Below are 12,914 nucleotides of genomic sequence, written 5' to 3' on the forward strand. Positions count from 1 at the left end.
CACTTCGGAAGTGACAACCGAAGTCAAAGATCGGACTTCTAGTTGTCATTCCTCCACTGCCCTACGCTCGTGTTCATAGGCGCTTACGCTTTTCTTATTTAATGTTTATAAAATATAGTAAATTAACCGATAAGTAAAATAAAAACCTAAAAGAAATACAGAAGCTACTTTTAAATTTTTGGGACTTACGAATAAGTAGCAAATCATAAAAATCGCGATGTAAATAAATGAATAAGAAATGGTTCTGAACCAAGTGTGTAAAGTTATTTCCAATAGGTTAAGTGGGATAGACAAAACCAATAATATACATGGAAGTGTAAGGAGGGCACCTAATCTCTCAAAAAAATAAGCCACATTCCTTTTAGACCCATTTTTATTGGCATACCAATTCATTAAGACAACGACAAGCGCTAATGGGATAGCATAGGAAATCCCCAGTTTGATACTGTCTAAAAAACCTCGAGCAAACCATCCACTTCCAGTAAACAACACAATTCTTTGAATAAAGAAACTGAATATGATTAAAAAGAGTAGTAAGACCATATTAATAATTCCGAATAATTGATAGCCTTTATCGTCTTCACCTAAAAAATCATCTGGTTTCTTAATCGTTTGTATTAAGTATTGAAAATAGTTTAACGTATCCTTTGAATCTTGTGGCACTTCCTGCACTTCTTCTTGTTCAGGCTGTTCACTCATATTAAATCCCCCTTTGCAAATAATGTCATTCAATTCAATGATATCTCTTTTTTTGCATCAATTCTATTACACGAAAGTATAATATGACTTGGCTTGCTGAATGTAAATAGAGATAGAATAAGGGAACATAACATAATTCCGGGAAAACCGCCACCTCAAGCTGCCCATTAAGGTGGGGAAGTGGTGGGAGTTGTACACGATCTACAATTCCACAACTATTTCCTCCGGTAATTTACTCGGTGCACTTGGAACTTGCCGAGGTTCAAAATTAATCACATCCGAAGAGAAGATGGTTACGACCACTTGACCATTTTGTGCCTTTGCACGAATAAGAAGAGGTTGATTATGATTGTTTTTAAAAGTGAAATCAGGACCATACCAACTGACAGTAGCATCACGGCCAGGAGGGACATAAGGTACCCTTCTGCTATGGGAGTAGCGTTGGATAATTTCCACACCTGCACGATCTGCGGCATTATATAAGGTAGATGAAACTTGACAAATTCCTCCGCCAACCCCTTCAAATAGCTCCCCTTTAACGATCACTGGAGCGGGCAAATAACCCTTTTCCAGAGTTCTTTCTCCCACGACCTCATTAAAGGAAAAAGTCTCATTTGGAAATACAACAGTATTGTTAATAGATTCGGAAGCCAAATTAATATTGTGAGACCGTTCATGGTTTTTCTTGTTAAAATAAGTGGTATACCCACTAATTTGTTGAACTCGGATCGTTGCAAGGAGTTCACTGTCAACCTTCGGGTGTAGGATGATGGTTGGTATCTCCAATTGAGAGGGACCGTGATTATAAAAATAGGTCAAAAACTCTGTTTTAAATGCTGTTTGATCCAAGATATGGCCATCTTTTCCAGGAACTATTTGGCCATGTGTATTTATGGTTGCATTTTCAGGGGCTTCGTAAACTTCTACCGCTAACTTATCTCTAAATTCTTTGAAAGCTCCATAATCGATTAATAAGTTACCTAAATATTCGGATTCAAATGCTTTTCGATTCAAACTTGCCAGTATTTGACCATCATGTAATAGTAATAAATTATCATCATCGTCCGAAAACGGGGAAACAGATAGCAGGAAAACAAGAAAAATAATCATTAAAAAAACCTCCTTTGATTAGAGGCCACTGAAGAAAGTCTCTTACAACTTTTTCAGTTCCTTTTATTTGTAAGGCAATGGCTGCGCTTGTCGCTCGCCAGCTAGAAAAAAACGTTCCTATTGGGCTTAATAAAGATGGCGACGGCTACGCTCATTACTTCGAGGCACTGTAAAAGTGGAAAAGCACCACTTTTACAGTGCCCTCTTTGATAGTATGAGTTGGGAGAAGACAATTAATGTAAAATTGCTCGTAAATGCACAGGTAGTGTGGCAGTCTAGCCATTAGGAAACAGAATGTGAACAAATTGTTATAATTAGTAATGTCAAGTTAAAATTAATGAATAAAATTTTACTAGATATATTGCATTATTTCCCGAAATGGTATACCATTACTTTTATACTAAAACAAATTGAATAATTATGAAAAAGGCAAACTATTTGAAAGAATAGGACGCAAAGCCTAGGGTCTAAGGTCTCAAAGACTATGATCGCCTGGTTGCCAAATGTAATTCAACCGGATTATTTGTTTGGCTATTCAATTAATGAGTAGCCTTTTTAAATTCATTGAGTTACATTAGTGCCTTTAAATTTTCAAGGAGAGGGGTACTGATTATGCAATTACTTATGCCGGAAAAAGCAGTTTCTTTAAAGACGAAGATTTTTTATGTGGATCCACAGTGTGAAATTCCTATGGATACAAAAGATCGAATAACCGATCTGCTGGCATCTAGACATTTAACATCTTGTGATGATATCATTTTCTATTTTTTGGAAAATCCTGAAGTGAACTTGTCAAAGCTAGAGAATGTATTAATGGAAATTAAAAAACATAATCGGTGCACTTTTATTATTGTGACAAAAGAACCACTTAACAAACACGTCTTACCTTACTTAACTCTCCCAGTAAATGGTGTTGTCTCATTGTTCTATTTAGTGAACGAATTTGAAATGATATTAAATACTGTTCTGGAAAAAAATATTATTATTGAACCGAATTTTCACAAAGAGATTCTGCAAGGAATTGAAATGAAAAAAAATCGGGACCTTCCTATTAAAAAACTTGAACTTAACAAGGAGAAGGTAGAAGGGTTATTGTCTCAGAAAGAACAGGATGTTTTGCAATTACTATTGGATGGGAAAAACAATCGGGAAATTGCAGGAAAACTATTTTTTGCACAGTCCACCATTAATTCTATTATCAGTGGTCTTATAAAAAAAATTAAGGCAAATGATAGAACCGATGCAGTTGTCAAAACAATTCGTTATGGTTGGGTTGATGGATTAAGATAAATAGTAACACTCAAGAGTTTGGCTAATGATGCCAAACTCTTTTCTATTTTACTACCATCAAAAAGCATATTATATAATTCGTAATCATTACGATTTGATTCTGGACTGAGGAGTGTGCTTTGATTGATTGGGTAATTATTGGTGGAGGAGTACATGGTTGCACCATTGCAACTTTTTTAATTAAGAGTGGTAAAACAACAACCGAAAAACTTAAGATAATTGATCCTAATCCAGAACCAATGTATAAATGGAAGAAGAATACTGAACGAATTGGGATGAAATTTCTCCGATCCCCTTCGGTTCACCACTTGGATACAGACCGTTAAGTCTAGAGAAGTATGCAAAAATGAATAGCTACAATGAATTTTTCGGAATGTATAATAGACCTTCCCTAAATCTTTTTAATGACCATTGCAATTATACATTAAACGAAGTTAACCTGAAGAATTCATGGATTCAGGGTAAAGTGAACGGGATTCAGAAGGAAGGTAAGCGTTGGAGTGTTATGACAATTAAATCTTCCGGAATGGACGAAGAAACTAAGGGGAAAAGGGGCTAATGAAAAAAGCTGCAGAACGAATTGTAGCAAACATAGAGAGCAGTGCACGTGCGTAAACGAAATGATTATTATTATGATAATAAGGGTGTGATTAGAATGAAAAAAAAGATTCCAGTTACTGTATTGAGTGGGTTCTTAGGCTCGGGAAAGACAACTTTATTAAATCATATATTAGAAAATAAAGAGAAGTTGAGGGTCGCGGTTATTGTAAATGATATGAGTGAAATTAATATTGATGCATTGATGATCAAACAAGGAAGTTTTTCGAGAACCGAAGAAAAACTGGTAGAACTGCAAAACGGTTGCATCTGCTGTACATTACGGGAGGATCTGATCTTAGAGGTGGAAAAACTAGTCCGTGCTGGAAACATAGATTACATTGTTATTGAATCCACGGGTATATCTGAACCAATTCCAGTTGCTCAATCTTTTACCTATTATGATGATGAACTTGGCATTCATCTAGGGGAGATTTGCAGGCTGGATACTATGGAAACAGTAGTGGATGCTAATCGATTTTGGGAAGATTATTCTTCTGGGGAAACGTTGTTGGACAGAAAGCAGACGGAAGATGAGAAATATGTAAGGGAAGTGGTGGATTTACTAATTGATCAAATTGAGTTTGCCAACGTCATCTTGCTGAACAAGATTGACTTAGTGGAAGATGTAGATGTAAAGGAATTAAAAGAAATGCTGAAAAAACCTAATCCGGAAGCAAAAATACTGGAAAGTATCCATTCAAAGGTTCCTATTACTTCCATTATGAATACTCAATCATTTGATTTTGAAAGGGAAAGTCAAGCGGCAGGCTGGATAAAGGAGTTAAATGAAGAGCACATTCCTGAGACGGAAGAGTATGGTATCAGTTCTTTTGTTTATCGGAGGAGGCGTCCATTTCACCCCGAACGATGGATGGAATGGCTCACAGACTGGCCGGAAGATGTCATTCGGGCCAAAGGATTTTTTTGGCTGCCGACGAGGAACAATATGTCCGGATTACTTTCTCAGGCAGGATCTTCTTTGACAATACAGGCAACAGGGGAATGGATTACAGCATATTCGGAGGAAGAAAGAAGGGATATGTTTCTCGAGGATCCAGAACTAAAAAATCGATGGGATTCCGAATTCGGGGACAGAATGACTGAGATTGTTTTCATTGGTCTGCAAATGGACAGAAACGAAGTGGAAAAATCCCTCGATCATTGTTTATTGACGGATGAAGAGATGAATGGGGATTGGAGTTTGCTAAACGATCCCCTTCCAGCATTTACTTCGGTATAGGACGAATCTTTAACACATGCGATGGATTTACCGTTAGCATGTGTTTTTTTAGGCGCTTGCGCTTTTCTTAAAATGTAAGAAAGTATAAGTTTTTGCACCTTCGGGCAAGTTGTCTAGCTCCAGCGCCTACTCGCATGGGAACTGAAAAGTGGTGCTTTTCCACTTTTCAGTCCCTCAGCAATGAGCGTAGCCGTCGCAATCTTTAAAAAGCATGATAGGAGTGGTTTTCTCCTATCATGCGAGCGACGAGCGCAGCCATTGCCATACAAATAAAAGGAACTGAAAAAGTGGTTTTAAACTTTTTCAGTTCCTTCTTAATCGCTGCGGGGCACTTCGGAAGTGATAACTGAAGTCAAAGAGCGGACTTCTAGTTGTCATTCCTCCACTGCCCTACGCTCGTGACCATAGGCGCTTGCGCTTTTCTTATTTCCATTGTCAAAGAAAATGGTAGGATAGTTTTATAGTTTTCATTCTTTTTTTGTTAGAAATGAAACTTTATTTTTCCAGATGGCATCTTCAAAGGGGAAGGGGGAGAGGGCTTGGATCTGATAGCGAGAGTAAGGAACAAGGAAGAAGAAGCTTTACGAGAACTCATGTATATTTACGGAAATGATTTAAAACGTACGGCCTTCCTCCTATTGAAGGATAGGTTTTTGGCAGAAGAAGTAGTTCAGGATACATTTATAACTGCATTTGAAAAAATGGATCAATTAGAAAATCAAGATAAATTAAAAGGCTGGTTGATGATTATCACTATTAACGGATGCAAGTCAAGGATGAGAAGGTGGAGTTGGAAAAATATCTTCTTAACGAAAAAAGAAGAGACTTTCCCAGATCTGGTGGAAACATCTCCTCTCCCGGACGAATTACTGGATAGGTCCTTAAGGAATGGTCAGTTATATGAAGCCATTCTGGCATTATCTTATGTTTATCGAGAAGTTATTTCGCTTTATTACTTTCAGGAATTAACAATTAAACAAATTAGTGATCTGATTCTAGAAAAAGAAAATACAGTAAAAACGAGATTGGCGAGGGGAAGAAACCAATTAAGAAAGATGTTACAGGAAGGGGATGAAGAAATTGATGGAACAGTCAGAACAAAAGAAAGCTAATGACATTTTAAAAAAGGAACTGGCTAATGTTAACTTTACAAGCCATGAATTAGTTATTTCCAAAACTCATCCGAAAACAGCAAAAGAAAAATGGATGTTCATTTGGAATAGAGAAATTACAATTCCACTTGTTCCACTTGGTGCAGCTTTATTCCTATTCTTCTCTATTGGCGGTGCTTATCTTATCTCTGACCTGCAATCTGAAGAACAGAGATATATTGTTCAAAAGGGTGGAAGTTATTACTGGAGTGATATGATTGATAATGAGGGGAATAGCCGATGAAAGTAAAAATAAAAGTAAAATACCTGATAATGGGTGTGACTATAGTAGCTTTCTTTCTATCCGTTTTTCATTATGTTCTTCACCCAAAAATGGAGGATTGGATAATCAGTAGAAATATTAGTAGCGGAAATATTGCCGAAGGAAGAGAACGTATTCTATATCACATTGAAAAGGAATCACCTAACCGATACGAATTAATTGAGAAGTACATGATTCACCCTGCCGCAATGAATCAATATGATGTCTACGTAGGACCTTCCATGAGGCAGATGAATGGTTCTGTCTCAAATCGGATTTTTACGAGAGAAGAGACAATTCCTTATATATATGAGTATATTCATCGTGAAAATCAATCGAACAATCTGACATTATTAGAAGCAGTGGATATTCTTGTTGCACACTACCGGAGTGAGAAGGATTACAGTAAAATTAATGAGATCTTGCACGAGGTGATATCAGATGAGGAACTGGACGAGTACTATTACCATGAGTTGAAATTGAGGGAAATAGAACAAGCAATAGACTTTCAGTATTATGAGGATGCGAAAGAAATGCTCGATAGTTATGAGAAGGAATTAACGGATCGTTTCCCTGATTTCAGACTTCGGTATGCCACTTTAAAAGGGGAGTGGATGCTGAACTCTGGTAAGGTAGAAGAAGCTAAAACCTACCTAAAAGAACAACTAAAGATCCAGGAAAAAAGGGTTGAAGAGCGAGACGCCACGTTTTCGGATTTCGAATCAGATTCTGTCGCAGAAGTGGCTTTATCCGATAACCCATATTACGAAGAATTGGAGCTTGTTCATAATAGTTTGTCTTCTATCTCTGATTCCGAAAGTCTTTCGTCTATAGAAGGGAGGGTTATTACTTCAGAGGGGGCACCAATGTCCGATGTTGGTGTATTTCTGAGGGATGAGTCGATCATAAATCGTAGTGTGGGAGCGTATGAAAGGTTTCAGACGGTTACTGGTCCAGATGGAAGTTTCTCCTTTGACTCTGTGACTCCAGGGAGCTATCAGATTACTCTTGGATTCTTATATGATCAGATAGACGGGTGGTCCTGGCCCGTGGAGATGGATGAATGGATTGATGTGAGATTCGGAGAAAATATAGCATATGATGTAGAACTATCTCCACTTATAGATATATACTATCCTGCTAATGATGACGTGATTTTCGGAGAGGACGTCACTTTTTCTTGGTCGAAAGTTCCGGAAGCTTCTACTTATACCATTAGTATGGCAATTGAATATGATGGTGGATCTATCTCATCTCCTGTTATAACAGGGATTGAAGAATCGGAAATAACTGTTCCCCTAGAGTATTTATATGAAAAGACAGTAGGACTTTCATTCAGTAATGATGAGTGGACCAGTATTAACCCAGAGAGCATACTTGCATTTGCAAATGTAAATGGGAAATTTTCATGGTCAGTAAACGCATATGATCAAAAAGGTAAACTACTTGGTCAAAGTGAAGGATACCGATTACGTGAGGAAACAATGGGAGAACTTCCGTTTTTTCAATTGAAATCAAGAAAAATGACTGATGCTGATGAAATGCTCATGTCAGGAAAACTAGAAGAGGCTCTTGAGATGTATAAATATAATGTGGAGAACGATTCTGATGACTTACACAGTTTACGAATGGTAACAAGAATAAATGGATTGGACGCTGAAAGGGCGGAAGAGACATTCTATTATAGGAAAAAGCTGGCGGAACATCAACCAACAGCTGATAATTTATTCCAAGTGTTTGAGTATTATTACTTTACTGCTGAAAACATGGAAGAAGCATATAAGTGGTTCCATAAATACCTAGAGGTGGAACAGCAAAGGCCTGGTCCGTATGTAGAATCTCTCTACGGGGTACTCCTTACAAGATTAGGAAAACTGGAAGAATCAAGAAACTATCTTAGTGAAGTAATAAAGGAAGATCCATCGAACCGATTTATTGGTTATTGGCTCGCATTGGAATTATATTTTGAACAGGATATGGAAGATGTTTGGACAATTGCAGACAGTTACCGGGAGAGGGGATATGATGCTGTAAAATGGCCTTCCCTTGTGAAAGAGTTAGAGAAGGTAGATCCAGTAGTTGTAAAGGAAGCGGTGAGACTATTTTTACTAGATGAGAAGGAAAAACTCAGAACATATTTATTAAACAAGGGTGAGGAAATTCAACAATTTATTCATGCATTGGAAAATGTGAGGTGAAATCAATAAAAAATAGGAAATCAATTACTCTAGAATGTGTACTCATGTACTGGATATAGTTGGAAAATTAAGATATAAAGGGTCTTCCAAGTAATCTCAGAAAATAAAATTAGCTTTATTTAGTAGAACAATGAACAATTACTAAAAAATTTAATAGGGAAGGACAATATACTATGTCAGTAAAAATAATTGAACATAATGAACTAAAATTAATTGGGATACCTTGCGTTAGTTTAAAGGAAATGCCAAGTAAGTATCAAAATGCAAAAGAAGGATTATTATCTGCTTCTAAGCATTTACCCCATATTGTAAACAGACAGATCCATTATGGTATTTGGCCGCATGGAGAAGAACAGAAGAACCCGGAAACACATGTGTACATTCTTTGTGTGGAAGTATCTTCTTTTGATGGTATTCCAGAATGGTTTTTTAAAACAATGCTATCGCCGCAACAATGTGTGGTGGGAAACGATAATAGTGACAGATGTTTTGATGCTGCAGGAGAAAAAATCAAAAAATACATCCAAGAAAAGGGTTTGAAAACTTCAGCAGGGGATCGGCTCTATACTATTTGCGAGAGATATAGTTATGAAGGAGAAGGATATTCCAGGTATTCCTTGCCGATAATTTAAGTGCTGAGAAGTGAAGAGGCTGACAGTGATGGAAACTTCCCTGTCAGCCACTGCCCTACGCTCATGTACATAGGCGCTTACGCTTTTCTTTGTCTAGCTCTACCGCCTACTCGCATGGGAACTGAAAAAGTGGTGCTTTTCCACTTTTACAGTCCCAAAGCAATGAGCGCAGCCGTCGCAATCTTTAAAAAGCATGATAGGAGTGGTTTTCTCCTATCGTGCGAGCGACGAGCGCAGCCATTGCCATACAAATAAAAGGAACTGAAAAAGTGGTTGTAAACTTTTTCAGTTGCTTCTTAATCGCTGCGGGGCACTTCGGAAGTGACAACTGAAGTCAAAGAGCGGACTTCTAGTTGTCATTCCTCCACTGCCCTACGCTCATGTTCATAGGCGCTTACGCTTTTCTTAATCAATTATTTTTTTATATTTAATTTCGCCAACGCTTCTGCTAACGCCGGATTAAATGGTTCATCGTCCTGTTTCTTTTGCTTTTTCATATAGTTATGAACTTCTTTTTTGGACAACTTCGTATTTTTTTCTTTCTGTCTTCTTTCGTTAAAGGTAGACAATTTTTCTTTATGTCCACATTTACATACAAAAACTTGTCCTTCTCCTTGTCCCCGTAGTTCCAGTTTCTTTTTACATATTGGACAACGGGCATTTGTTACTTTAGAAATATTTTTTCGGTGTCCACATTCCCTATCCTGACAAACATACATCTTTCCTTTTTTTCCGTTCACCTCTAACATATTTTTTTCACAATCAGGACATTTTGTGCCAGTGATGTTTGTATGTTTATATTTCTTAGTGCTGTTTTTTATTTCATGGACGACCGTGTTTGCGTAGTTTTTCATATCATTTATAAATGTATTTTTATTTAAATTTCCTTTAGCAATGGATTCAAGTTTTTGTTCCCATTCTGCAGTCAGAGCCGGAGATTTTAAGTCTTCCGGAACAAGATCTAAAAGTTGTTTTCCTTTTGAAGTAAGGTAAATATCTTTCCCTTTCTTTTCAATAAGGAATGTATTAAATAGTTTTTCAATAATATCTGCACGAGTTGCCACTGTACCCAATCCACCGGTCTTCTCCAATGTCTTGGCTAAGTCTTTTGCTTCTCCAGCCATATATTTTGAAGGGTTTTCCATTGCTGAAAGTAAGGTGGCCTCATTAAAGCGGGCAGGTGGTTTTGTTTCACCTTCTGTTTCTTTAACGGAAATGATGGAAAGTGTATCTCCTGTGGCTAAGTGTGGAAGGATCTGCTCCTTCAACTCATCACTGTTATCCTCATCGTTTATGAAATTGTCATAAACTTCCTTCCAACCTGAGGAGAGAACAGTTTTCCCCTTCGCCACAAATGTCTCGCCTCCAATCTCCCCTTTAATGGTAGTTTGCTCATACTCAAATGGGGGATAAAAGACAGCTAAAAAGCGTTTTACAACTAGATCATATATTTTCCGTTCTTTATCGCTGAATCTTGAAAAAATAGGTGTTTCTTCCGTAGGGATAATTGCATGATGATCGGAAACCTTACTGTCATCCACAAAGGATTTATTCGTTTTAATCTGTGTTTGAAGAACTCTGTGGGCAACTTTTGTGTAACCGCCATTTCCACAAGCTTTAATCCGATCTTTTAATGTACTTACAATATCACTTGATAAATAGCGTGAATCTGTTCGTGGATATGTTAAGACTTTGTGCTGTTCATAAAGTTTTTGCATAATCGATAACGTTTCTTTTGCGGAATAGTTAAATGCTTTGTTCGCATCTCGCTGCAGTTCCGTTAAATCATATAACTGTGGTGCGAAGCTTTTCTTCTGTTTCTTCTCAATATGGGTAACTTTCCCTAGTTTTTTATTCGTTTTCGCAAAAAGTTGTTCTGCTTTTTCTTTTGAGAAAGTTCTTGTTTCTTTTGTTTTCTGATCCTGCCAAGTTAATGTCAGGTTCTCGTTCGTTTGTGCTTTAATACCATAAAATGGCTTAGGTCTGAAACTACGAATTTCCTCTTCCCGTTTGGCTATTATCGCAACAGTTGGTGTTTGCACCCTTCCACATGATAGCTGGGCATTAAATTTACACGTCAAGGCTCTCGTAGCGTTTAATCCAATATACCAATCTGCCTCTGAACGGGCTACAGCAGAATGATAAAGGCTTTCATACTCCTTACCATTCTTTAATTGTTGAAACCCTTCTTTTATTGCTTTATCTGTTACTGAGGAAATCCATAAACGTTTTATTGGCTTATTTACATTAGCTTTTTCAATGATCCAACGTGCCACAAGTTCTCCTTCTCTGGCAGCATCGGTTGCAATAATTATTTCTCCAGCATCCTGTCGGTTTAATTGGCTTTTGACGGCATGAAACTGTTTACTCGTTTGTTTAATTACAGTAAGTTTCAGGCGGCTTGGCATCATTGGTAAGTCTTCTAACTTCCATGTTTTATACTTTTCATCATAAACTTCGGGGTCGGCAAGAGTCACTAAATGGCCTAACGCCCAAGTGACGACATGTTTATCCCCTTCTAAAAAACCATTTCCTTTTTTATGGCACTTTAATACTCTTGCTATATCACGTGCCACAGAAGGTTTTTCTGCAATCACAATACTTTTTTTCATTCCTTCATTCGTCCCTTCGTTAAAAAACATTCACCTAAATATATCATAACATGATTTTTATTGCAGATTTTCATTGGGAGGGAGTAGAAGAGGGGGCTTATTTCAGCAAGATATGCTTGGTGTTACAAAAGGGAACCGATCTTCCCGAATCGAAAATTGAATAGAAAATTCAGAAAAATTGAATAAACTGCTTTAATATTGGTAATAGCTTATGCCTAGGAAACAAAAGGTAATGAAACACAAAGGAGGAATAGGCATGAGAAACAAGAAATTCGTGCTCGCAATTTCATCACTAATCCTACTTATCACTACCATAATGATTAGTAATGAATTCTCAAAAATGTCAAGTGAATATGCATTAGTGACATCAGAAAAGAAACTCAATCAAAACATTAATAAAGCCATGGAGCATCAATTAACAATACTAACAAGTACACGCGATGAGGAAAGAGCACAGTTTGAAGAGGCTTTAGAAGTGGAGAGACTAAAGACATATCTTGAACAGAATGAAACGGAAGATCAACAGGCAGGGTTCCTTTCTTGGTCAGAAGCAAATGAACTGGCAGAGTATCTCTATGAAGATAGTAATGGAAGGTTTGAAAAAGACTGGGGAAGATTTCTTGCGCTCGAATCAATAAAAAAAGATATGGATCCATTTCTCGTCTATGAGTTATTAAGGGTGGAAACAGGTGGGACTTTCAGTCCAACAGCGGTAGGACCACAAACCCGATATGGTCGGGCATATGGAATAGCACAATTTATGAGAAATACAAGTCCTTGGATCGCTGAAATGGCAGGGTTACCTTACAATCACGATATGCTGTTTGATCCTCTCTATTCCATCGAGTTAGCAATCACATACTTAGATTTCCTGTATAAACAGTATGGGGATTGGGATCATGCCTTAACGGCTTATCACCGGGGGATTGGAGGATTGCAAAACTACATTGCACGAAATGGTCACGCCAAAAGTTGGTACGCTGTTGAAATTCAGGAGAATGCAAAAGAAAGTCAATTGGTGGCAGTAAACCATTAAAATAGAACATATGGAAGAATTATGAATGATAAATTTATAATTTTTACAAAAGCCTTAAAGAGCCTTTATAATTTCTAAAAAAAA

12 protein-coding genes and 1 riboswitch are annotated in these 12,914 nt (G+C 37.3%); of the genes, 9 read left to right on the top strand and 3 right to left on the bottom strand.

Annotation, left to right across the window (positions count from 1 at the left end; all coding sequences use genetic code 11):
- Positions 1-105 precede the first annotated feature (105 nt).
- Both KS419_RS18085 and KS419_RS18090 read right to left on the bottom strand, forming a co-directional pair.
- Positions 106-699, bottom strand: a complete 594-nt coding sequence (locus tag KS419_RS18085; RefSeq protein WP_217067793.1) for a hypothetical protein — start codon at positions 697-699, stop codon at positions 106-108.
- A gap of 201 nt (positions 700-900) precedes the next feature.
- The gene (locus KS419_RS18090; protein ID WP_217067794.1) at positions 901-1,809 is read right to left on the bottom strand and encodes a VanW family protein; all 909 of its coding nucleotides are present in this window, start codon (positions 1,807-1,809) and stop codon (positions 901-903) included.
- Between the two features lie 418 nt (positions 1,810-2,227).
- A riboswitch (cyclic di-GMP riboswitch) is annotated at positions 2,228-2,313 on the top strand.
- A gap of 108 nt (positions 2,314-2,421) precedes the next feature.
- On the opposite strand from KS419_RS18090, the gene KS419_RS18095 reads away from it, so the two are divergent.
- From KS419_RS18095 to KS419_RS18130, 8 genes are all read left to right on the top strand, one after another.
- Entirely contained in the window at positions 2,422-3,099 is a 678-nt protein-coding gene (locus KS419_RS18095) for a LuxR C-terminal-related transcriptional regulator (RefSeq protein ID WP_217067795.1), read from the top strand.
- 119 nt (positions 3,100-3,218) lie between these two features.
- Positions 3,219-3,425: an FAD-dependent oxidoreductase gene (locus KS419_RS18100; RefSeq protein ID WP_217067796.1), complete on the top strand. Its 207-nt coding sequence runs from the start codon at positions 3,219-3,221 to the stop codon at positions 3,423-3,425.
- 20 nt (positions 3,426-3,445) lie between these two features.
- Positions 3,446-3,658, top strand: a complete 213-nt coding sequence (locus KS419_RS18105) for a hypothetical protein (RefSeq protein WP_217067797.1) — start codon at positions 3,446-3,448, stop codon at positions 3,656-3,658.
- 96 nt (positions 3,659-3,754) lie between these two features.
- Positions 3,755-4,939 carry a GTP-binding protein gene (locus KS419_RS18110; protein WP_217067798.1) on the top strand — a complete coding sequence of 395 codons (1,185 nt, stop codon included), beginning with the start codon at positions 3,755-3,757 and terminating at the stop codon, positions 4,937-4,939.
- 539 nt (positions 4,940-5,478) lie between these two features.
- A complete protein-coding gene (locus tag KS419_RS18115; RefSeq protein WP_217067799.1) occupies positions 5,479-6,051 on the top strand; it encodes a sigma-70 family RNA polymerase sigma factor in 573 nt (190 codons plus the stop codon).
- Positions 6,023-6,334, top strand: a complete 312-nt coding sequence (locus KS419_RS18120) for a hypothetical protein (protein ID WP_217067800.1) — start codon at positions 6,023-6,025, stop codon at positions 6,332-6,334. Before KS419_RS18115 ends, KS419_RS18120 begins: the two co-directional genes overlap by 29 nt.
- Entirely contained in the window at positions 6,331-8,550 is a 2,220-nt protein-coding gene (locus KS419_RS18125) for a carboxypeptidase-like regulatory domain-containing protein (protein WP_217067801.1), read from the top strand. Before KS419_RS18120 ends, KS419_RS18125 begins: the two co-directional genes overlap by 4 nt.
- Before the next feature lie 173 nt (positions 8,551-8,723).
- Positions 8,724-9,182: a GyrI-like domain-containing protein gene (locus KS419_RS18130; RefSeq protein ID WP_217067802.1), complete on the top strand. Its 459-nt coding sequence runs from the start codon at positions 8,724-8,726 to the stop codon at positions 9,180-9,182.
- 413 nt (positions 9,183-9,595) lie between these two features.
- On the opposite strand, the gene KS419_RS18135 is transcribed toward KS419_RS18130, so the two are convergent.
- Complete coding sequence (locus KS419_RS18135) at positions 9,596-11,794, bottom strand: DNA topoisomerase III (RefSeq protein WP_217067803.1); 2,199 nt, start codon at positions 11,792-11,794, stop codon at positions 9,596-9,598.
- Positions 11,795-12,050: 256 nt separating this feature from the next.
- On the opposite strand from KS419_RS18135, the gene KS419_RS18140 reads away from it, so the two are divergent.
- Entirely contained in the window at positions 12,051-12,830 is a 780-nt protein-coding gene (locus KS419_RS18140; RefSeq protein WP_246594246.1) for a lytic transglycosylase domain-containing protein, read from the top strand.
- The last annotated feature ends 84 nt before the right edge of the window (positions 12,831-12,914 follow it).

Origin of the sequence: Evansella tamaricis (assembly GCF_019042215.1) — a bacterium.
In the GTDB taxonomy this organism is placed as follows: Bacteria; Bacillota; Bacilli; order Bacillales; family Salisediminibacteriaceae; genus Evansella; species Evansella tamaricis.

Bases quoted from the DNA above. Each gene is read 5' to 3' on its own strand.
- KS419_RS18105 (WP_217067797.1), top strand. From the start codon at position 3,446: ATGAATAGCTACAATGAATTTTTCGGAATGTATAATAGACCTTCCCTA.
- KS419_RS18130 (WP_217067802.1), top strand. From the start codon at position 8,724: ATGTCAGTAAAAATAATTGAACATAATGAACTAAAATTAATTGGGATA.
- KS419_RS18140 (WP_246594246.1), top strand. From the start codon at position 12,051: ATGAGAAACAAGAAATTCGTGCTCGCAATTTCATCACTAATCCTACTT.
- KS419_RS18135 (WP_217067803.1), bottom strand. From the start codon at position 11,794: ATGAAAAAAAGTATTGTGATTGCAGAAAAACCTTCTGTGGCACGTGAT.
- KS419_RS18120 (WP_217067800.1), top strand. From the start codon at position 6,023: ATGGAACAGTCAGAACAAAAGAAAGCTAATGACATTTTAAAAAAGGAA.
- KS419_RS18095 (WP_217067795.1), top strand. From the start codon at position 2,422: ATGCAATTACTTATGCCGGAAAAAGCAGTTTCTTTAAAGACGAAGATT.
- KS419_RS18125 (WP_217067801.1), top strand. From the start codon at position 6,331: ATGAAAGTAAAAATAAAAGTAAAATACCTGATAATGGGTGTGACTATA.
- KS419_RS18090 (WP_217067794.1), bottom strand. From the start codon at position 1,809: ATGATTATTTTTCTTGTTTTCCTGCTATCTGTTTCCCCGTTTTCGGAC.
- KS419_RS18085 (WP_217067793.1), bottom strand. From the start codon at position 699: ATGAGTGAACAGCCTGAACAAGAAGAAGTGCAGGAAGTGCCACAAGAT.
- KS419_RS18110 (WP_217067798.1), top strand. From the start codon at position 3,755: ATGAAAAAAAAGATTCCAGTTACTGTATTGAGTGGGTTCTTAGGCTCG.